This window comes from Desulfovibrio inopinatus DSM 10711 (assembly GCF_000429305.1).
Taxonomy (GTDB): Bacteria; Desulfobacterota; Desulfovibrionia; order Desulfovibrionales; family Desulfovibrionaceae; genus Alteridesulfovibrio; species Alteridesulfovibrio inopinatus.
Genome location: NZ_AUBP01000017.1, coordinates 24201 through 44682 on the forward strand (window position 1 = coordinate 24201; position 20482 = coordinate 44682).

Below are 20482 nucleotides of genomic sequence, written 5' to 3' on the forward strand. Positions count from 1 at the left end.
TCTACGTGGGCCAAGATCCCTTTGTACGAATCTTGATTCGGATAGTTGTGCGGCCATGTAATATAACAGAATATGGAGAGTAGGTAGAAGCAGGGGCACGCGTATTGCCCGTCTGCATATGGACTGTCAGCCCGAGCACAAGTCCTGCCCCATGAAAGAAAGGCCTCTTTTAAGGTTGTTGAGCAGAAGCGCGTCCTGTTGGACTCAGCTCCAGAGTAAGCGATCACCCCACCCGCTTGGCTTTGAACCATCTACTGCGGTACAGATAAAGGTAAGGCTGCGAGAATAGTCGCCCTGAAAAAAGAAGTGAGGACGTGCATCTCGCCTTCCCATCCGAGTCTGGGGCGGAGTGATTGCTTCTGTGGCCTTAACTGTACATTACTCGGCCAGCAACTCCGGCTTGACGAAGTCAGTGATGTCGTTGCCGAGGTGAACATACACCTTATCCACGCCTTTGACTGGAATCCAGTACCCGTCAAGGAATCTGCCGGTCTGATTATTTACGGAACCTTTACGTTCGGCCTGGCCGGATTTGAGCATCTTATTAGCCAGACAGCCGGGACAGGGGCGATCGCTCGGGTACAGGGAATGGCATTTGATGCCCGTGGAGATACCCAGTTCCTCCGCCCGATGGTTCACGGCCAGAATATCGCGGCAGGCGTGAACAAGCAGCACAGGCTCGGGATACAGTCCCCACATGATGTCAAATGCTTCCAGAACGGATTGATCGACTGTTTTCATTTTTTTCTCCTTAGTATGGGTTGATGTTGAGAACGTTTTATATTGATGAGGTTGGCCGAATGGTAAACATGCAAGCGTGAAGGCCATTTTTAGACTGCCGCTAAATAGAGTTCCAAAACAAAGGATATCACCGTTGCATGAAAACCATAGACAGACATATAAGAAGGGATTTTACCGCGCAGGCCGGTCAGCAGTCTGAAAGCCAAAATCAGTAGATAGAAAAGCCAAATTACGGTTGGAAAGAGTATCCGAGGCGAGGTCAGATCAACGAATCCATACTTGGCTTCCTGAAGGATTATGCCCATGGGAAGCCCCAGCCCCATCGCGACAAACCCAACAGTTAGGGAGGCGAAAAGACAACGGTCCAACTCATAGAGGCTAAAGCGAAATGGCTTGTCCAACCTCCATGTCTTTGCTTTAATCGCCCTTTCTCGCTTCAGATAGACATAGGCGATTAGCGAGGTGACTCCGAAAAGCAAATACCCCAGAGAGCAAATGATAATATGAAGAGGTAAGAGGACTGGCATTGCTACCACTTCTTTGCTGATTGGTTATGATCGGGAACAATTTTTTTCTCTGCTCCCGACTCATTGCGTACGTTTCCCGAAGCAACTTTTTTACGTTGGCTTATTTCATGCGCCACCTTACCGAGAACTCCCGCCAAGAAGGCTGCGCCAACGAAAACGCCCATTATTTCTCCCACGCCCCGCGACGATGCCCGACGGCAGGTGGATTCTCTTCATAAGCGCGTAGCGTCTTCACGTATTTCTTCCAACCGGGACAAAAGGCGGTATGCCAAATCCAAAGCCTGCCAAGAAATGACGAAGGAGAATTCTCCGCGACCTTTCTGAATTTGCAGGTGTCACATGACATCGTGGGTCTATTATTTGTGTTTTCCATTATGACCTCCTTTGAGGGAAGCCGCATTCTGTAGCGGCGTTGAGGTCACACTACTCAAACCAAGCCGAAATTCTTTTCTGAGTTGCAACGTGATGTAACAAGTTGTTTCAGGCGTTCAGATACAATTGGATACAATTCGTTTCGGACGGGAAAAGCCTTGGACGGCTGCCTGCGGTAATCACAGGGCGTACTTCGTAACCATCCAAGGAGGAATACATGAAAAAGCTATTGATTGTCGGGGTATTGGCCAGTGTCGTTATGCTCGGAGCCTGCACTCAATTTGCAGCTATGAAAGGGCCGTTCGACGGTAATGAAGTAAACACCGCTTTTATCGAATATGTTGTGGACAAGACCGAAGAGCGGCTTGATTTAACCAAGGAACAACGTGATCAGTTTAAGGCGATCGTGGAAAGCATGACCGCCAAGGCACTTGAACAGCGTCCCGAAACAGACGCACTGCGCGAAAAGATGGCCGATGAAATTCGTAAGCCACAGCTCGACACAGATAAGCTGAATGCATTAATCAAGGAACGCATGCAACTCTTTCGTATCATCATGGAAGAAGAGAAAAGCGATTTTGTTGCATTCCATGCAAGCCTGACGGCAAAGCAGAGGGAGGCTTTGGCCCAGCTGGTTCTGGACCATGGCAAGAAGGGGTGGCACGGCAGCCACTAACAGGCAGTTATGACAGATGCCTCGCCATGCGGGGCAACTCAATTTTCCACATCAGGCGGGGCGATAATGGCAAATACCATTCTGGTTATTGAAGACGATACCGACTTGCAGCAACTCCTGAAAGAATATCTTGCAGGATTCGGCTACACCGTTCACTCCGAAGGCGAGCCCGAAGCAGGGCTCAGCGTCTTCAAATCCCTTTCTCCCGATCTCGTCATTCTGGATGTTATGCTGCCTGGAATGAACGGATTTGAAGTCTGTCGCCGTATTCGTCAGGATTCCCAAGTCCCGGTCCTTATGCTTACCGCACGCGGCGATATTATGGATCGCGTGGCCGGGCTTGAGATCGGAGCCGACGACTACCTGCCCAAACCATTTGAACCGCGTGAACTCGTCGCCCGCATCCAAGCCATTCTGCGGCGCAGTCAGCACAATACAACGCACGAAACAGGAGAGTTTGGCTCACTCCGCATCAATTTCGATGCCCGTGCCGCTGTACTCAATGGAGAAGATATCGGCCTGACCACCAACGAATTCAATGCACTTGCCGTTTTGGCTCGAAACCCGGGAAAGACATTCAGCAGGGACGATCTCATGCAAGAGTTGCGAGGTCTGGACAGTGATTCGTTCAACCGCTCCATAGATATCACAATGAGCCGCATTCGACAGAAACTCGGCGACGACCCAAAGCTCCCCAGATACATCAAAACGGTGTGGGGAACCGGTTATGTCTTCATTGGGCAAGGAAATAAGGATGGCTAGAATTTGCCGAAGAATCAGACAATCCCTGTTTACGAAGTTGGCCCTGGTGCTCATCATAGGGGTTGTAGCCATCAATGCTGTCACTATGCACCTCTACACCAACCAAAAACGTGAACACGACACCACGTTAAACCAAGGTTTATTGCTGTATGCTCGCCACCTTGCCAACCAGGTAGGCACCCCGCCAGAGAAGAGCAGAGCGGAGGCTCTCACTCGCCAACGCCCCATGCGCATCACCTACACAGGGGAGACAACATGGGTGGTTGGCGAAACGGAGGAGCGATTTCCAGAGAGATTCCTGGCGCCGCGCTTCACTCAAGGTGGTATCGAAATACTCAATCTTCATGAGAATTACAGACTGCGTGTTTCACTTGCCTCAGACGAATTTCTAACCTTTGATTTGTTTGCCACAACAGCCGAACGGTCTGCGTTGCGCCAATTCGGGGTCTATTCTCTCATTGGCTCTTGCCTGATCATGTTGGCCATTTACCTCGTCTTGAGGTTTCTTCTTAGGCCTATTGAATGGTTGACCGAAGTCGCCAAGTCTGTCCGAGATGGCAAGCTCGATACGCGTGTGCAGACGCGAGGCTCCGGGCAACTCCGAGAGCTATGCGAAACTTTTAACCAGATGATAATTCGACTGGAAACCTTTGTAAAAGGACAACGGGATTTGCTCCTTGGAGTTAGCCATGAATTGCGAACCCCACTCACTCGCCTCAAGCTCCGTTTTGAGATGCTGGACGCTGAGGTCGACACTTCGGCTATCAAACAAGATGTGCGACAAATGGAATCCATGATCACCTCGTTGCTGGAAACAGCGAAAATGCATCACGGTGTCGATGGCATCCGACCACAGTTGACGGATATGGCCCAACTTGTTGCGTCCGTTGCGGACGGGTATCGAGATCAGTCTCCCGGAATTGTATCAGACATCCCTGAAGGACCGGTCATGGCAAAGGTCGATTCCGACAAAATGATTATGGCTTTGAACACGTTACTGGGCAACGCAATGAAATACTCTCCCCCGGACAGTCTTCCTGTCGAAATATCGCTACGAGGACGAAATAATGGGTTCAGTATTATCATAAAAGACCACGGTATAGGCATCCCGGAAGGGTCAATCAGCCATATTTTTGATCCTTTCTACAGAGTGGACGAATCGCGCACCCGTGACACAGGGGGATATGGCTTAGGACTTTATCTTTGCCAAACAATCATAAAAGCCCACAGAGCGCATATTGAAGTTGAGAGCTCCCTGGGAGTGGGGACTGAGTTTTGCATCGTTTTCCAACGATGATATCTTGCCAGAATTTAAGTTGAATGCATGGGAAGGAGACGTCTGATGACACATGGCGCATAGCCATAGGGATGATTTTTCCAGGCTCGGCTCCATAGAAAAAGAGGAAATGTGGGCAATGTAGCCCGGTCCTTCCCTGTATTGCCACGCGGATGATCACACTACATATTCCGTTTCCTTTGCCACGCGTAATAGTTCTTTCCATGGGATTGCACGGCATCATACCCGTGTTCCGTGATGGTTGTGAAGTTTTCGTGTATGGTCTCCCCATATGCCTGTTTGACAAACGTGAGATGGGCGCAGGTGGATGACTCTGAGCATTCCCAGCAGCCTTCATATCCTTTGGATTGCACACATTTGGCGGCGTCACAGGTATGCGACGTTCCCCCCATGGAACACCCACCAGATTCTCTACATGTCGATGTACACCGTAACTGAACGAGTCCATCAAGGACATGCATGAAGTCGGAAAACGTCCTGAATTTCTCAAGATGATTCCCCATCTCGTCACGTTCCGCGTGGAGATGGTCTGCAATGGCTTTCCAGCTTTCATGCTTCGCGATGCCCTCAAGGAAGATATCAAGTTGAGAATGCTCTATCGCATCTCGTAATTGAACAGCCGTGTCGTAAATCTCCGGTTTATAAAACAAACAATCCGTGCAGATGAGTCCGCATGGGCAGATGTATTTTTTGTCCATTGGTGTGCGTTCCTTTGCTCGGGGGGGAGCTTGGTGTTGAGTCTGTGGTTCTACATGGAGATTGCGGTCGAGAAGGAATTGCTTCTGTACAATACGCCTGCTATGTATCGCATGCGATACAATCAATGTAAAAAAATTGTGGTTACAGAATGCTCTTGTATATATCTCGTCGATGACCGACAAGCACAACAAGAATCGTAATTCTCTCCTCTTGGATCTCACAAAGAATGCGGTAGTCCCCAGCCCGGTAGCGCCACAATCCAGAAAATCGTGAGCCTTTGAGAGGTTCGCCAAGCCCTCGCGGGTCTTCCAGAGGAGCAATTCTCTCTCGGAGAAACTGCAAAATTCGTTTTTCAGCCTCTTTCCCAAGATGCGAAAAGGTTATTTTATAAGGGGTATCTTGACTGGATACATGATAAGAATTTTATGAGGAGAAGATGAACAAATTTTCTCCATCGAGCAGAAAGCAACCGCAGTAAAGGGAGGCAGTCTGATCAAATCTGAAAACCGATATATCATCCTCTCCTCATAATACTGAAGAAGATGGGGGCTGCAACGCGTTGTTATGCAACGTTTTTGACAGCTTTGGGGAATAATGTGTTTTTTCGCTCTTCCAGTAATGCTTTGATGTGGCGTGGTATCTGGCGCCACGATTTTGCTCGTGGGTAATCGAGCTCTTTCATGTCGTGCATTTCAGGGTAAAGAGACATGAATTCCTCATATGTATCAAATAAAGCGCGAGATACATTGTCGATATAACTTTCCGATAACGTGTTGTGGGCCCAGACTAAGGAATGATCTTCCAATTCGATATGGTAGTAGTAATCTATTGGTTCTTTGGTGTCGTGGAATACAATGCTTTCTCCATTCACCAAAGCGCTTGCTTCTACTAATATTTCATTGTTGAGAAAAAGCGCGTGGTCACGAGAGACGAAGAGGTCCTTGTTCGGAGAGTTCTCCGCAAGACTTCCTGCCTTCAAGAGCACTGGTTTGGGATAAAGACTTAAAACATTGGAAAAATCAGTGTGCTTATCAACGGACATTCGGTGGATGAACTTTATCGTCCCGCCAGGTGTTCCTGGAGCGTTTCCTGCGAGCACATCTCCTCTTTTCAGATGTTCCACGGCAATAGAACCCCGTAATGTTTCGATTGTCGTTCCTTTGAGGAAACATACGACGATTTCGTCGACGAGTTCTGTTGTGTAGAGCGTTGTGGAGCCACTCGTATCAAGGGTAATCGCACCTGCAGTCACGGGGGAGTTGACCGTTTGGAAAGGGATGTATGCGTTTGTTGGATAGCTAGACGACGTGTAGACTGCCCACTTCTGAGCACCTGATTCTATATAGTATCCGGAAAAAAGAAAGGAGGTGATGTTCCAATAGTCAACATTTTGGTCGAGGTCGTTGTCGTCATTCGTGTCAACAACATTACTGGTCGTGTCGTAGTCTGTGGTCCCTGTCCAGGAAAGCGTTCCACCGTTTATTGTGACGCCTGTGAGCTTAATCATGTGCTGTATTTGATGGGTAGCCATCTTGTTCTCCTTTGTTTTCTCGATATTTACGACGGCTTCAGACGTATCATACAACGGATACTGTCTTTTCATGGATTGAGTTTATGTATCAATATTGTTGAAAACAATCAAAAAAAATAATTTTTTCACGAAAAAGACATCACAAGAATTATTTGTCTTGATATTATGTAGAATAGAAATATATATACACGCTCTGTGTGTGTTTGAATTGATTTCATAAATAAATATGGTAGTTGATAATAATTGTATTGCATTATATATGATTTGTATGATTGTTGAGAATAAATTATCTATTGTGTCTAGAGTTCCAATGAATATATTGGATGAGAAAAAATACGTATGTTATCAACTAGAGATAGATGTTCTGCCTTCATCCTTGTGAACAAAATGTGAGTGCTGAACTGCTCCCGAGACGTTCCTTTCACGCTTCAGCGTCGTAGTTGTACCACCTTACCCCCTCTTCAATACTTCTTTTCTTCCAGTCTATTCCACGGTCTTCATGTACGCTGCAAAGACGGCAGGGCGGGTTTGCCGTCTTTGTGCCAGCAGGATTAGAGTTGAAGTCTTTTGAAGGCTGCCCCCCTATGGCTATCCTACCTTGTTATATATTTATTTCGGCAAATATTTCGGAAAAAATGACTTCTCTTCTTGTGTTAAACAGAATAAATATTCATTGAAATAAGTATATAATGTAACATTTATTTCGGAAATTTTTTCGGCAAAATATGCTCACCGTCCATCAAATGGAGCCTCTGGTTCCTACTCGTCGTGAAGAATTACAAGCGCTCTCGCTCGCAATCTACAAAGCGTCAGCAAAGATTGCCGGCCGTGTTCATCCTCGAGTTGCCACGCGTATTTGCACAATGCTTCGTCATGTGAACAGTTACTATTCCAATCTTATCGAGGGGATTCGTACGACGTTGCTCGACATTGAGTCGGGTCTTGTGAGCCCTTCGAAAGACGAGGAAACGCGACGTCTTCAGCAGCTTCACAAACAACATATTGCTGCCCAAACGGCAATTGAGCAGGATCGCTTGCTCAACGCACAGGACATTACTTCAGCCACGTTTCTTTGCCGGTTGCATGGCATGTTGTTCGAAAAGGTTCCTCGTGAATTTTTGATTCAGCGGGATAAAGGCGGCACACGCGAAGTGATCACTGTTCCTGGTCAATTTCGTCATGATGTTGTCCAAGTGGGGAGACATATTCCCCCGGATGACAAGGATCTTTCTCCATTGCTGCAGCGGTTCCATGACGTCTATTCGCTGGGGAGAGTCAAGGGTGTCGAGCGCCTCATTACAGCTGCCGCATCACATCACCGTTTGCTGTGGATTCATCCTTTTCTTGAAGGAAATGGTCGGGTCGCACGACTTTTTTCCGACTTGTATCTCAAATATGCCGAACTGGATGGGTATGGGTTGTGGACCATGAGTCGGGGATTGGCTCGTGCCGAAGAGCAGTATAAATTGTTTTTGTCCGCTGCCGATGCACGGCGACAGGGCGATTATGATGGAAGAGGCAACTTGTCTGAAAAGGGACTGTATGACTTCTGCGTTTTCTTTTTGGAGACGGCCCTGGATCAAGCGTGCTTTATGGATGCGTTGTTACATTTGGATTCGACGGTCAAAAATATCGAGTTATACTGCACTGTGCGTAACAAAGGGTATATGGCGAAGAAAGTTCCTTTACCCAAAGAGGCATCCCGGATTCTCGTGTATGTTTTTACCTATGGGCAACTCTCCAAGGGGAGCGTCCATGAGGTTATCAACTGCTCAGATCGTAAAGCGCGCGATATTGTGAAGCTTCTCCTTGCTGAAGGTCTGCTGGAAACCGAGAATCAAAAAGCTCCACTTGAGATTGGGCTTCCGCCCGATGCCGTTCAGTTCTATTTTCCTGAGCTTTGTGATTCCGGTGCATTTTGACAAAAAATTCTCATCCGATACCATTCCCCAGCTCAAGGGGTCTGTTCTGCACTCACTTTTTGCGAACAAAAAGTGAGTGCAGAACCAGCCGCCGGAGGCGTGCCTTTCATGCTTTCGCGCCGTAGGCGCATCACACCCCCTTCCCCTTTTTCTTTCTTCTTCGTTTCTTCTCTTTTATTCCACAGTCTTCATGTACGCTTCAAAGGCGGGCAGGGCGGGTTTGCCGTCTTTGGTTTTGACGTCTTTGAGCCAGCCTTTGTACATATCGGGATGGCTTTTGAGCCAGTGGAGCGCGGCGCTGACGGGTTTTTGGTTTTGATCTTTTTTTAGTTCGACCATGATTTGGTTCATCATGGCGACGGGGAAGGTGAAGTTTTTGAGGAACACGGTCAGGTTGGGGTAGTCTTTGGTGAAACCTTTGCGGACATTGGTATAGACGGTGGCCGAGCCATTATCGGGGCCGAAGGTTTCGTCCGTGCTTCCGTCGAGGTATTTCATGTCGATATTTTCGTTCATGCTATGCGGTGCCCACCCCAGGAAGACGATCCACTTTTTGTCTTTGACGAAGCTGTGGACCTCACCGAGCATGCCGATTTCACTGGAAGCCACAAGTTTGAAATTGCCCAAGTTGAACATGTTCTTTTTGATCATGTTCTCGATGATGATATTGCCGTCGTTGCCTTCCTCGATGCCATAAATTTTATGGTCGAGCTTGTCAGCGAACTTGGCGATATCGCTGAAATTTTTCAGACCGGCTTCGTATTCGTAGGTCGGTACGGCCAGGGTGTATTTGGCTCCGGTCATGTTGGGGCAGAGTTGCACAACGGAACCATCTTGAAAGTATTTGTCGGCCAGGGTCTTCATGGACGGCATCCAGTTGCCGAGAAAGGCATCGGCGTCACCGGTGGACATAGCTTGATAGGCGACCGGAACAGAGACAAGGAGATTTTCGGCATTGTAGCCGAGTTGGTCGAGAATGGTGACGGCAAGATCGGTTTTGATGGTGACGCCGGTCCAGCTCACGCTGGCGATGCGGATTTTATCCGAGGCCAGTGCCACGGTGCTGAGGGTGAAGACAATCAACAGGGACAACGCGACAATAAGACGACGGGACATTCGGGTGAACATTGACACTCCTGGGTTACGATGCTGGATACAGGAGCGGCTCTTCCCCGTTAAGGACTATGAACCGCTCCGCCTGAAACACGTTGGGTTGGCTGAATGACACGGCCTGACCGGTTAGAACCAGTTCAACGCCGCGGGGTTATGATTTTGGAAGATATGTTTGACTTCGGTGTATTCCTCAAGCCCGATCTTCCCGAGTTCGCGGCCCATGCCCGATTGCTTGTAGCCGCCCCAGGGCGCTTGCGTGAAATACACATTAAAATCATTGACCCATACGGTGCCAAAACGCAACTTTCGGGAAACACGCGCGATACGATCAGGATCTTTGGTTCGGAATCCACCGGACAGACCGTAAATCGTATCGTTGGCCAGTGCGACGGCTTCGTCTTCTTCAGTGAATTTCTCCACGGTGATGACCGGACCGAACACCTCTTCCTGCACGATGCGCATGGAGCTGGTGCATTCGGTAAAGAGCGTGGGCAGATAGAAGAATCCATTCGCCAACGCCGGATCACTGGGACGACTGCCCCCAAGCACGAGCTTGGCTCCTTCCCCTTTCGCGATATCGATATATGATTCGACCTTTTCAAGGTGCGTCGCCGAAATAAGCGGGCCCATGCGAGTTGCGTCGTTAAAAGCATTACCGAGTGTGATATTGGCCATGCGTTTAGCCAGCGCGTCAACAAAGCGGTCGTGAATGGCTTCATGTACGATAAGGCGTGTTCCAGCCGAGCAAATCTGACCGGCATGGAAGAAAACGCCATTCAACGCATGATCCACGGCAACATCGAAATCGGCATCATCAAAAATGATGTGCGGATTCTTCCCGCCGAGTTCGAGGGCTATCTTTTTGACGTTGCCAGCCGCGGCCGCAATGATCTTTTTGCCTGTTGCTGCACCGCCGGTGAAGGAGATGAGGTCAACGAGGTGGCTTTCGGCGAGTTCGGCACCTACCGTGGGACCGGGGCCGAGTACGAGATTGACTACGCCGGCCGGGAATCCGGCTTCTTCGACGAGTTGCATGGTCTTGAATGTCGTCAGCGGAGTGATTTCGCTCGGTTTCATGACCACCGTACAGCCCGCGGCCAAGGCGGGAGCGAGCTTCCACGCGGCCTGCAACAGTGGATAGTTCCAGGGTGAAATCTGGCCGCACACCCCGACGGGCTCACGCACGACGAGACTGCTCGAATCGGGGATCGGCGAGGCAATGATTTCGCCGCCGTCTTTATCGGCAAGGCCGGCAAAATACGTAAAGATGCCGGCAATATCGTTCATATCCCAGCGGCTTTCCTCAACGGTTTTGCCGGTATCCAAACTTTCGAGGGTGGCCAGTTCTTCATGATCGCGTCGAATGAGATCGGCCAGCTTGTTGAGCAAGGCGCCCCTATCAGCGGCCGGGGATGTTGCCCAGTCGCCGTCATCGAACGCCTTGCGGGCTGCCGCAATCGCGGCTTTGGCGTCTTCACGATCACCTTCAACCGCCTGCGTTATAATGGACCCGTCATAGGGATTGATGATGTCACGCACGGTCTTGGATTGAGCTTCAACCCACTGACCGTCGATATGCATGGTGCGCAAGAATTCTTGGTTCATGGTGTCCTCATGTGTTTGTGAGGAAGGAGGGAATGCCTCCGGCGGCTCAAGAAACTTTTTGAAAAAAGTTTCTTGAGAATCTTCAAAAACTTTTAACGATTTCAAGGTGTTTAATGTATGAATGTGGTTTGTGGTAAGCGGCACCACATTCATTTCGCTAAAGTTTTTGGAAAAGGGGGTGGGGTTTGGGGAGGTGAAAGAACCCTTTTCTTAAAAAGGCCAAAAACTCACCTGTTCCCTCCCCAACCGCCGGAGGCATTCCTCTTCTTCCTTCTTTACTTTTCGTGTTTGTAAAATGGTGCCGTGTTTGGTTGAGCCGGGGTATTACCTAAGATGGCATCGGCGGCTTTTTCTGCAATCATCATGACTGGGGCGTAAATGTTCCCGTTAGTGATGGACGGCATGATGGAGGCATCGACGACGCGCAGATTTTCTACCCCATGGACTTTGAGGTTGGAATCCACGACGGCCATGTCGTCATACCCCATTTTACAGGTGCAGCTCGGATGGTAGGCGGACTCGCCTTCACGGGCCACGAAATCGAGAATTTCTTCGTCGGTCTGGCACTGATCGCCGGGCGCGGTTTCAGCACCGCGGAATTCATCGAATCCGGGCTGCGTCATGATGTTGCGCGTTACCCGAATGGCTTCAACCCACTCGCGGCGTTCTTGTTCCGTCGAGAGGTAGTTGAACTGCACGGCCGGGTAGGTTTTGGGATCGGAGGACTTGAGTTTGACATGCCCGCGTACGTCCGTGTTCATGGGGCCGACGTGGACCTGGTAGCCATGCCCTTGCTCGGCAACAGAGCCGTCGTAACGAATGGCAATGGGCAGGAAGTGATACTGCAAGTTGGGATATTCCACCCGATCATTACTGCGGATAAATCCACCGGCTTCAAAGTGGTTGCTGGCTCCGGTCCCCTTGCGTTGGAAGAGCCATTGGAAACCGATAAACGGATGACGCCACCATTGGAGAGCGGGGTAGAGGCTGACCGGCTTTTTGCAGGCGTATTGAACGTAAACTTCAAGGTGGTCTTGGAGATTCTCCCCAACACCGGGCAGGTCATGGACCACATTGATGCCGTGGCCTTTCAGTTCTTCAGCGTTGCCGATGCCGGACAACTGGAGCAATTGCGGTGAGTTGATGGCGCCGCCGCAGCTTATGATTTCGCCGCCCTTGGCCGTGTAGACCTTTTTGCCTTTGGCGTACTCCACACCCACGGCTGTGTTGCCTTCGAACAGGATACGCAGTGCTTGCGCCCGGCAAATCACTTTGAGGTTAGAGCGATTTTTCACCGGGTGGACATAGGCCCGCGCCGCGTTCCAACGGCGTCCGCGGTAAATCGTGGCGTCGAAATGGGCAAAGCCTTCTTGTTGGTAGCCGTTGACGTCATCTGTGAGCGGGTATCCGGCTTCTTGAACGGATTTGAAAAAAGCATCGAACAGCGGGTTATCGCATTCGGGGGTATGGATATACAGCGGGCCGCTGACGCCTTGGTAGGCGGAGGCGCCACTCATGTGCGTTTCGAAACGTTGAAAATAGGGCAGGCAGTGAGCGTAATCCCAGTCTTCCAGGCCGTCGTTTTTCGACCATTTCTGATAATCCATGGCATTGCCGCGGATGTAGATCATTCCGTTGATGCAGCTTGAACCACCAAGGACTTTGCCGCGAGGCTGATAGACGCGGCGGTTGTGCATGTACGGCTCGGGCTCGGATTCATACCACCAGTTATAGGTCTTGCCAGCTAGCGGATAAGTGAGGGCGGCAGGCATATGGATACGGAAATCGAACCGGTAATCCGGCGGACCGGCTTCAAGGACGAGAACTTTGTTCTTGGGGTTGGCGCTCAAACGGTTAGCCAGAACACTGCCGGCGGAACCGCCGCCGACGATGATGAAATCGTAGTTTTTCATAAACAATACTCCTTTGAAACGATCAGCCGACATATTGGGGGATCGGTCGTCGATGGGGCCTCCGGCGGCAAGGGGGAGTCCCTCCTTGATCCTTGATATAAGGGCCAGGTGGAGGCCTGGTATTAGAGGTTCATGGATTGCTTCTGCTGCACACTGGCGATGCAACGGCGCAGCATGACGTAGTGGAAGCCGGTAAATGAGAGGGCTTTCAATGGGTCTCCTTCGGCAATGGCTTTGGCCGTATCGGTCCAGTTGCCGGCCGTGGCGGCCCGAAATTCAGGATCGGCATAAAGCAGGTCATCCAAGGAGGTGAAGCCAAGCTGCATGGCCTGCATAACCCATTCAAAGATGGGATTTTTGGTCATTTTCGCCAACAAGATATTCAGATCACGGTCCATTTCAGACGCAGATGCTAAGTCGGGCGTGTCCTGGGTCAAGACGTCTTCCAGTCGACTTGCCAATGCGATAAGCTCCGCCTTTTCTTCGTCTGTACCTTTGGTAATGGCCATGGTCGTGATGATACGGTCGTGGCTTTCGCGAAACTCGATAATGCAATTGGGGCTGATGTTCCGCTGCTTGAGAAACAGAGCCAAAGATTGACTGATCGTGACAACGTCGATGTTTTTGACGAAGGCACCCCCCTTGGCTCCTTTGCGAATTTCAAGCAGGCCTTTTTCCTTCAGTGCCCGCAATGCCTCGCGCACAACACCACGGCTCGTTTCGAACCGGTGCTGCAAGTCGCGCTCACTCGGCAAACTCTCGCCGGGTTTTATCTTTCCGTCGAGAATTGCCGCTTCAATCTGTAAAATCACTTCTTCACTGGCACGTCCTCCGGTGACGGGAACGAACAGTGTTTCTTGGTCCGACATTTCCAAAATCTTGGCCATAATGGTTCGACCTTTTCAGGTTTTTTTTAAGGAAATTGAGAGATAAACAGCAAGATGATCGGATGTGTTTTTTTCTCGCTTCGTTTTGGTCGGACCATTCTGTCTAGGAAAGTGCAGAGTGTCAAGGCTCGAAGAGTCATTTTTTAAAAATCAAGAAAAGAAGAAGTCTGGAAAAGAGTCCGGGGGATAGCTCCACTCTCTTGATTGCGATTGCGATTGCGTGGAGTTTCTATTGTTTGTGTAAAACATCCTTGATAGATGCGTAATGCAAGAAAGGGATGAATCCACTACGTCTTTTAGGGAAGGAGATTTTTCGACTGATTTGAAAGGGTTGTGCTTTGTGCTGGCAGTTTTTTGATTTGGCTATGAGTTACCATAGAGAGTTCTACTGCATTAAGCGGTTGATTTTGTTTTAGTAAATGCCTAGCGTAATAAAATGGGACAATGTCATGCAATATTCTGAGATAAACAGTTTCTTGTTGTTTTTTGGGTATCCAAGGAGTGGGCACTCATTTCTTGGACAATGTATAAATTCAAGAAAAGATGCAGTCGTATCGCATGAGTCTTCTTTTTTGCATTCATTATTGTACGAAAATGACATTACATTTGGACAAATTGTTGATGATATTGTCAGTGTGAATGATCATTTCTGCAATAATTTGAATTACATATGGGAATCATACGATTATAAAATAATTCCAGAGGCACAAGTATCACATGATGTGGTTCAATGTGTAGGAAATAAGAAAGGTGCTGGGACGACACAATTATTGCTAAATTATCCATTTCTGTTGCAACGATTAAGATCTATAGTTTCTGTAGATATTAAATTTATTCATTACGTAAGAAATCCGATTGATACCATCTCAACAATGACTTATAGACAAAATGCATCTTTGGCGAAAGTTGTAAGTATTTTTAAGAATATAGTGAAGGCAAATGCCGATATTATGTCCACTCTTTTGGAGAGAAAGGAATATATTGTCATATATCATGATGATTTTATAGAAAATCCAAGGCGAGAGCTCCATAGAGTTTCTCAGTTTCTGAGTCTTGAAAAAGATGATGAATGGGAGAGACGATGTGAAGATAAATGTTATAGAAAAGAATCACAATCTCGGTTTAAAGCACTATGGACTGTTAATGATGTACAGTCTGTTGTTGATATTTGTAATTCATATAATGTATTTAACAGATATATTGATTTTTCTTGCTCTTTTCTGCGAGATGTTAAGTCTGGTGCATTCGCTCCACGAAAAGATGTTGTGCAGTGGAATTCAATTCGAAGTGATATAGTGAATGCAGAAACAGATGAATCGATATATGAAGGTGTCTTGTTCGCTCTTGGTCCTTTGGCTGACTATTCTCAAATTAATTTTCTTATAATGTACGTTGTGACAAAGTTGAAAGATCTTCGTCTTGCTCAGATATTAACAGAAAAAGCGTTGCGTCTTAATCCTTCAAGTAATCTCTCGTGCCAACTTCTTGCGTTGGTTACATATTTGAAGGGAGAACCTGAAAAGGCGTTAAAACTATTAGAAAAAAGTGCAGATATCTCTCCTAGAGCTTTCAACACAAAGGAACTCTCTCTCTCGCGACAACTTTTAAGCATGGGGCGTTTTGATGAAGCTGAAAAATATTGCAAAGAAGCGCTCCGTCTTTTTCCAAACTCTGCTGCCCCTCTTTTTGTACTGAGCCAAATTTATTCACGACAAGGGGATAACGGAAAAGCAATGGAGGTGATTCGATATGCTATTGAATTGCAGGATGATGACTATAGGCTGTATAATCAGTTAGGTGTGCTTTGTAAGGAGGTTGGTAACCTTGAAAAAGCAGAAGGAGCTTTTCGTAAATCTATTCAATTAAATCCACGAGCCTCTTCTTCACATATTCAATTGAGCCATGTGTATGCTCAGCAAAGTAATTATAAAAAAGCGATAGAGGTTATCGATAATGCAATTACTATAATACATGATGATTATGATCTTTATAGTTGTCTTGGATCTCTCTGTATGGACAATAATGATGGTTTGAGAGCAAAGGAATCTTTTTTAAAAGCTGCTCAGCTCGATAGAGAGAATCCTCTTCCGCATTTTCATCTTAGTCGCATTTATGAAAAAGAAAGAGATTTCAAGTCGGCTATATGTGAAATTAAATGTTCAATTGAATTAAAAGAAAATGTTTTTTCTTTCTATAATCAGTTGGGACTTCTTTCTATAAAGTCAGGTGACCTTGCAAGTGCGGAAAAAGCATTTTGTAAAGCTGTCCAATTGAATTCACGAGTTCACTCTCCCCATGTCTCCCTGAGTCATGTGTATGCCCGACAAGGGAATAACAAGAAAGCGCTCGATGAGATTCAATGTGCCATTGCATTGAAGCATGACGATCACGCTTCTTATAATCACCTTGGAAGGATTTTGTTGAGGATCGGGGATCTTGAAAAATCGGAAGAAGCCTTCTGCAAAGCCATCCAATTGAATGAGCGAGTTTCCTCTCCACATATTCAACTGAGTCATGTGTATGAAAAACAAGGTGACATTGTGAGAGCTATCCAGAAAATGCGCGATGCTATTTTATGGAAAGAAGATGACAAAGGCTTGTATACTCGCCTTGCTGATTTGCTTAAGCACAATGGAGAGATTTTGAAAGCCAATGAGATGTATGCCAAGGTGCTTGCTATAGATTCATTGTCGGATTGATCTGGGTATATCATGATAGAAATTGTTTATGAGAATAGGACATCCCATTCAATACAGAATTCATGATTCGTTTCGAGGATGCGCGACGTCGTATAAAGAGCATTATGTGTCGTCGTGATTAGGTTGCACCGTATAACCGAAGACGTTGTCGTTGTTCTCCAAGAACATGCACCTGTACGCGTGGATTCTTGTGTTTTTCTTGGTCGCGTCCCACCATATAGGTGAAATTCATGGTGTCATCTTCGGCGAAGGGCATGTGATAGATAATGACGTGTCGCGGTCGGAAGATCGTGTTGATAATATGTTGCCCGTGGGGATTGTGGTAGAAAATGGGATTCACGAATACCGCGTCGAGCCTCACATTGTGCAGTGCGTTTTCGTAGTACTCGGCGACATGGTCGGCGTCTCCGGTGAAAAGAATGTTCATACCGTTTAGTGCAACGAGAAAACAGTCGTTGCGGACATCTTGATATTGCGGTCCCATGTGGAGGGTACCGATGGCAGTGATATGGAGATGCTCGGCGAGCCTAACGTGTCGGGTTTGTCCTGGTTCCAATCCAAATGTATGATGCGGGATGTTCTGTTTTCGAACATGGCCGAGCAAGTCGGCATAATCTGCTGAGCCGCCGGTCTCGTCCGGCAGAAGAAGTCCTTGGATGGGACGGTGGCGAAGATATTCCAATACGTATCCGGGGGTAAAATGGTCCGGATGTTCGTGTGTAAACAAGAGATAATCGAGATGTTCGAATGGTGGTGCGCTATCTCGCATAGAGGCCATTTCGCTTTGAGGAACACGACTGAAGGGATGGCCGCCTTCGTGATGCATTCCATCCACCAGCAATCCTGTTCCATTTTGTTCAACCATGACGCCAGCGTTAGCAATCAAGGTGATATCGATTGTATTTGCCACGTTTTTTCTCCCCTCGTCAGACCGTGATGCCATGACAGGTGTCGTACCATGGCTGCAATGCGTAAAGAGAAAGCAAGAACAGCGCCAAGGTGATTTTGTCGATCTTTCGAGTCTGGACGATCGAACACCTGATGAGGCATAGACACGGAAAGCGTCCGTCTCGGCCAACGGCTTTGGAAAAAGCCGTGACGACGCAGAACACGACTATATGTGTTGCAGAGATGAAGTTTACGACAGGATTTAAGCACAAGGAGCAGCAATGCCTCTTTATGATACGTTGCAAAAGGCATTATCGGCTATTTCAGGACACCAAGAGGGGATGACGCGTCTGTTGCAAGACAATATCACCTCCCAAGCCTTTGCCCATATTCGGGAAGGACAACTTCACATCTCGCAGGAAACACTTCGGCGTGAACTAGAGAAGATTGAAGATATACAGCCATTTTTGAAAGACCTCCGCTGCCATGCTGACGGCATAGACGTCGAGCTTGAAGGGAAACGATTTGGCGGGGGCGTTGCGCTCCATTTGCGACTTGCTGTTGAAACGTTGGTGTTAACGGATCAAACGCAAGTCTTGGTGCTTCGCATTCTTGAAGAAACGCCAATCGGCCAAGACACTCTTGGCAAAGTTCTTTGTGGCGTCGGTTCTGCATTGGTGGGAAGCCTGGCACGCCATTCGCTCAACCAAACGAACTTGAAGCAGTACGCTGAATTTGATGAAACCAATCAGACCGTGACAATCCAACTGGGCGAACTCGAAGTTATTCAACAGATGTTGAAGCCGAAAATATCAAATTGGTCAGCGTCGGCACCTCTCAGTATTGTGGGCATTCGTGGATGCCAACATAAAGAGAATGGTGTTTTGCTCCAGATTATTCCATCGGCACAACTCAAAAAAGCATACGATAAAGTGTATGATTTCAATGAGAAAAGTAAAACTTTTTTTCGTGATTCGGGAAATACGCAGCACAAACGTAGCGAGGCCAAAACCTTCGGGGAAACACTCCAAGGCCAGAATCCCAGTGCGCAGGAGTTTCTTGAGAGAGGGAAAAAACTCGTGAAGTTTGGAAAAGGTGCTTTTGATATGCTGTATGATAAAACGAAAAGTCGTATGAAATGATACTGTTGGATCCCAGGGGAGCGTGTTCTCCCCTGGGACTGATATTTTCTTACCCACCATACTCCGGCACATACACATGCCCGCGAATAAAGGCTTCGAGATTTTCTGGTCTATGCACTCCTGCTAATCCGCTTTCGAAAACAAGACGTGCCACCCGAATGGCGGTTTGGATTTCTGTTTCGAGGATATTGGATTGCATGGGGTAGAGCAGGCCCTGAGCGCGTTGTTCGTCGGTGACTTGGTCGGCTACGGCGCGGGCGGCTTCGATGAACATTTGGTCGGTGACTCGTTTGGCGCGTGTGGCGTAGATAGCCATGCCGACGGCCGGGAAGATGTAGAAGTTGTTGGCTTGGCCGGGGAGAAAGGTCTTGCCGCCTAACGAAACCGGCGGGAACTGCACCCCTGCGGCGTAGAGGGCTTTGCCGTTGCTCCATGTATAGGCCTGTTCGGCCGTGCATTCAGCCTTCTCTGTCGGATTGGAGAGAGCCAGGATGACGGGACGCTCGTTGACGCGGCTCATGGCTTCTATGACGTCCTTGCCGAATGCGCCCCCGGTGGTGCTGACGCCGATCAGTGTTGTCGGCTTGAATTCGTCGATTGCCTGTACAAAAGCGTTGCGCGGCATGGGGGCATGAGGATGCGCGTAGGGGCGTTGGAAGTCGAATAAATCGGTGCGCGAATCTTCAAGCAGGCCGTTGAGGTCGAACATGTGGACTCGGCTGCGGGCTTCGTCCAGGCTCAACCCTTCCTCGACCAGCGCCGAACACAACAGATTGCTCAAGCCGATGCCAGCAGACCCGGCTCCGAGGAAGAGAAAGGATTCGTCGCGAAGTCGTGTGCCTTTGACTTTGCAGGCGTTAATCATGCCGGTCAGGGTGATGCCGGCCGTTCCTTGCACGTCATCGTTATAGCAACAGACCTTGTCTCGGTAGCGTTCAAGCAAATGGACGGCATCGGCACCGGTCCAGTCTTCGAAGTGAATGCAGCAATCCGGAAAGACTTTTTGGACGGCGTCAACGAATTCATCGACAAAGGCATAGAGTTCTTCACTCAGGGGACGGTGTTGGCGCAGACCGAGATAGAGCGGATCGCTGAGCAGGGTTTCATTGTTTGTTCCTGCATCGAGATACATGGGAAGCAGGCCTTCAGGCGGAACACCGGCCGCGGCCGTGTAGAGTTGCAATTTGCCGATGGGAATCCCCATGCCATTGGCCCCAAGGTCTCCCAATCCGAGAATGCGGCCTCCGTTGGTGACGCAAATAAAACGCACATCCTGCCCCGGCCAGTTGCGCAATATCTGCTCCACCATTCCTTTGCGCGTGATGGACAGATACATACCGCGGGGTTGGCGATAGATATGGCCGAATTTGAGACAGGCTTCGCCGATCGTCGGGTCGTAGACAATGGGGAGAAATCGTGTCGGGTCCGACATGATGGTCTTGTAGAACAGGGTCTCGTTGTGATCGAGCAGGTTGACGAGATAGATATAACGGTCAATATCGCTCGTTTTATGATCAAGCTGCATCATGACGCGCTGTAATTGCGTCTCGATGTCTTCAACGATGTCGGGAACAAGGCCGATCAATCCATAGTGTTCTTTTTCGGCTTCGGAGAAGGCGGTTGATTTATTGGTTTCCGGATCGCATAGGATGTCTCGGCCATGTTTTTGCGTCGTCGCCATTACTATACCTCCAAAAAAGCGCAGGGA

18 protein-coding genes are annotated in these 20482 nt (G+C 48.4%); 6 read left to right on the plus strand and 12 right to left on the minus strand.

Going from position 1 to position 20482, the window contains the following annotated elements; genetic code table 11:
• Positions 1-378 precede the first annotated feature (378 nt).
• From G451_RS0111685 to G451_RS34125, 3 genes are all read right to left on the minus strand, one after another.
• Entirely contained in the window at positions 379-741 is a 363-nt protein-coding gene (locus G451_RS0111685; RefSeq protein ID WP_027184410.1) for a hypothetical protein, read from the minus strand.
• A gap of 89 nt (positions 742-830) precedes the next feature.
• On the minus strand, positions 831-1268 hold the full coding sequence (gene ccsA, locus G451_RS0111690) for a cytochrome c biogenesis protein CcsA (RefSeq protein ID WP_027184411.1): 438 nt from the start codon (positions 1266-1268) through the stop codon (positions 831-833).
• A gap of 2 nt (positions 1269-1270) precedes the next feature.
• Positions 1271-1432, minus strand: coding sequence for a hypothetical protein (locus tag G451_RS34125; protein WP_156921608.1), 162 nt, complete (start codon positions 1430-1432; stop codon positions 1271-1273).
• 425 nt (positions 1433-1857) lie between these two features.
• On the opposite strand from G451_RS34125, the gene G451_RS0111705 reads away from it, so the two are divergent.
• The 3 genes from G451_RS0111705 to G451_RS0111715 all read left to right on the plus strand — a co-directional run bounded on the left by G451_RS0111705 (position 1858) and on the right by G451_RS0111715 (position 4375).
• Complete coding sequence (locus G451_RS0111705) at positions 1858-2316, plus strand: Spy/CpxP family protein refolding chaperone (protein WP_027184412.1); 459 nt, start codon at positions 1858-1860, stop codon at positions 2314-2316.
• A gap of 66 nt (positions 2317-2382) precedes the next feature.
• Entirely contained in the window at positions 2383-3078 is a 696-nt protein-coding gene (locus G451_RS0111710; RefSeq protein WP_027184413.1) for a response regulator transcription factor, read from the plus strand.
• On the plus strand, positions 3071-4375 hold the full coding sequence (locus tag G451_RS0111715) for a sensor histidine kinase (RefSeq protein ID WP_027184414.1): 1305 nt from the start codon (positions 3071-3073) through the stop codon (positions 4373-4375). Before G451_RS0111710 ends, G451_RS0111715 begins: the two co-directional genes overlap by 8 nt.
• 161 nt (positions 4376-4536) lie before the next feature.
• Here the strand turns inward: G451_RS0111715 and G451_RS0111720 are convergent, their stop codons facing one another.
• The 3 genes from G451_RS0111720 to G451_RS32695 all read right to left on the minus strand — a co-directional run bounded on the left by G451_RS0111720 (position 4537) and on the right by G451_RS32695 (position 6605).
• Positions 4537-5073, minus strand: a complete 537-nt coding sequence (locus tag G451_RS0111720; protein ID WP_027184415.1) for a DUF3795 domain-containing protein — start codon at positions 5071-5073, stop codon at positions 4537-4539.
• A gap of 142 nt (positions 5074-5215) precedes the next feature.
• On the minus strand, positions 5216-5458 hold the full coding sequence (locus G451_RS33650; protein ID WP_084448529.1) for a type II toxin-antitoxin system RelE family toxin: 243 nt from the start codon (positions 5456-5458) through the stop codon (positions 5216-5218).
• Positions 5459-5636: 178 nt separating this feature from the next.
• Complete coding sequence (locus tag G451_RS32695) at positions 5637-6605, minus strand: Hint domain-containing protein (RefSeq protein WP_051261414.1); 969 nt, start codon at positions 6603-6605, stop codon at positions 5637-5639.
• Between the two features lie 725 nt (positions 6606-7330).
• Here G451_RS32695 and G451_RS0111735 point away from each other — a divergent pair.
• Positions 7331-8527, plus strand: a complete 1197-nt coding sequence (locus G451_RS0111735; RefSeq protein WP_034641990.1) for a Fic family protein — start codon at positions 7331-7333, stop codon at positions 8525-8527.
• 174 nt (positions 8528-8701) lie between these two features.
• On the opposite strand, the gene G451_RS0111740 is transcribed toward G451_RS0111735, so the two are convergent.
• The 4 genes from G451_RS0111740 to G451_RS28995 all read right to left on the minus strand — a co-directional run bounded on the left by G451_RS0111740 (position 8702) and on the right by G451_RS28995 (position 14045).
• Positions 8702-9655 (minus strand): ABC transporter substrate-binding protein, encoded by a 954-nt coding sequence (locus tag G451_RS0111740; protein WP_034641991.1) that lies wholly within the window; start codon positions 9653-9655, stop codon positions 8702-8704.
• A 111-nt stretch (positions 9656-9766) separates the two neighbouring features.
• Positions 9767-11245 carry a betaine-aldehyde dehydrogenase gene (betB, locus tag G451_RS0111745; RefSeq protein ID WP_034642028.1) on the minus strand — a complete coding sequence of 493 codons (1479 nt, stop codon included), beginning with the start codon at positions 11243-11245 and terminating at the stop codon, positions 9767-9769.
• A gap of 275 nt (positions 11246-11520) precedes the next feature.
• Positions 11521-13158, minus strand: coding sequence for a choline dehydrogenase (betA, locus tag G451_RS0111755; RefSeq protein ID WP_027184419.1), 1638 nt, complete (start codon positions 13156-13158; stop codon positions 11521-11523).
• Positions 13159-13280: 122 nt separating this feature from the next.
• Positions 13281-14045 (minus strand): FadR/GntR family transcriptional regulator, encoded by a 765-nt coding sequence (locus G451_RS28995; protein ID WP_245587814.1) that lies wholly within the window; start codon positions 14043-14045, stop codon positions 13281-13283.
• A 449-nt stretch (positions 14046-14494) separates the two neighbouring features.
• Between G451_RS28995 and G451_RS33655 the strand changes: the two genes are divergently transcribed.
• The gene (locus tag G451_RS33655; RefSeq protein WP_169727870.1) at positions 14495-16744 is read left to right on the plus strand and encodes a tetratricopeptide repeat protein; all 2250 of its coding nucleotides are present in this window, start codon (positions 14495-14497) and stop codon (positions 16742-16744) included.
• Positions 16745-16862: 118 nt separating this feature from the next.
• Here the strand turns inward: G451_RS33655 and G451_RS0111775 are convergent, their stop codons facing one another.
• Positions 16863-17654, minus strand: a complete 792-nt coding sequence (locus tag G451_RS0111775; protein WP_027184422.1) for an MBL fold metallo-hydrolase — start codon at positions 17652-17654, stop codon at positions 16863-16865.
• 259 nt (positions 17655-17913) lie between these two features.
• Between G451_RS0111775 and G451_RS0111780 the strand changes: the two genes are divergently transcribed.
• Positions 17914-18774, plus strand: a complete 861-nt coding sequence (locus G451_RS0111780; protein ID WP_027184423.1) for a hypothetical protein — start codon at positions 17914-17916, stop codon at positions 18772-18774.
• A gap of 49 nt (positions 18775-18823) precedes the next feature.
• Here G451_RS0111780 and G451_RS0111785 read toward each other — a convergent pair whose 3' ends face one another.
• Positions 18824-20455, minus strand: coding sequence for an NAD-dependent malic enzyme (locus tag G451_RS0111785; protein ID WP_034641993.1), 1632 nt, complete (start codon positions 20453-20455; stop codon positions 18824-18826).
• Positions 20456-20482 lie beyond the last annotated feature (27 nt).

Coding starts and splice junctions, on each gene's coding strand:
- G451_RS0111685 (WP_027184410.1), bottom strand. CDS start 741: ATGAAAACAGTCGATCAATCCGTTCTGGAAGCATTTGACATCATGTGG.
- ccsA (WP_027184411.1), bottom strand. CDS start 1,268: ATGCCAGTCCTCTTACCTCTTCATATTATCATTTGCTCTCTGGGGTAT.
- G451_RS34125 (WP_156921608.1), bottom strand. CDS start 1,432: ATGGGCGTTTTCGTTGGCGCAGCCTTCTTGGCGGGAGTTCTCGGTAAG.
- G451_RS0111705 (WP_027184412.1), top strand. CDS start 1,858: ATGAAAAAGCTATTGATTGTCGGGGTATTGGCCAGTGTCGTTATGCTC.
- G451_RS0111710 (WP_027184413.1), top strand. CDS start 2,383: ATGGCAAATACCATTCTGGTTATTGAAGACGATACCGACTTGCAGCAA.
- G451_RS0111715 (WP_027184414.1), top strand. CDS start 3,071: ATGGCTAGAATTTGCCGAAGAATCAGACAATCCCTGTTTACGAAGTTG.
- G451_RS0111720 (WP_027184415.1), bottom strand. CDS start 5,073: ATGGACAAAAAATACATCTGCCCATGCGGACTCATCTGCACGGATTGT.
- G451_RS32695 (WP_051261414.1), bottom strand. CDS start 6,605: ATGGCTACCCATCAAATACAGCACATGATTAAGCTCACAGGCGTCACA.
- G451_RS0111735 (WP_034641990.1), top strand. CDS start 7,331: ATGCTCACCGTCCATCAAATGGAGCCTCTGGTTCCTACTCGTCGTGAA.
- G451_RS0111740 (WP_034641991.1), bottom strand. CDS start 9,655: ATGTTCACCCGAATGTCCCGTCGTCTTATTGTCGCGTTGTCCCTGTTG.
- betB (WP_034642028.1), bottom strand. CDS start 11,245: ATGAACCAAGAATTCTTGCGCACCATGCATATCGACGGTCAGTGGGTT.
- betA (WP_027184419.1), bottom strand. CDS start 13,158: ATGAAAAACTACGATTTCATCATCGTCGGCGGCGGTTCCGCCGGCAGT.
- G451_RS28995 (WP_245587814.1), bottom strand. CDS start 14,045: ATGGCCAAGATTTTGGAAATGTCGGACCAAGAAACACTGTTCGTTCCC.
- G451_RS33655 (WP_169727870.1), top strand. CDS start 14,495: ATGCAATATTCTGAGATAAACAGTTTCTTGTTGTTTTTTGGGTATCCA.
- G451_RS0111780 (WP_027184423.1), top strand. CDS start 17,914: ATGCCTCTTTATGATACGTTGCAAAAGGCATTATCGGCTATTTCAGGA.
- G451_RS0111785 (WP_034641993.1), bottom strand. CDS start 20,455: ATGGCGACGACGCAAAAACATGGCCGAGACATCCTATGCGATCCGGAA.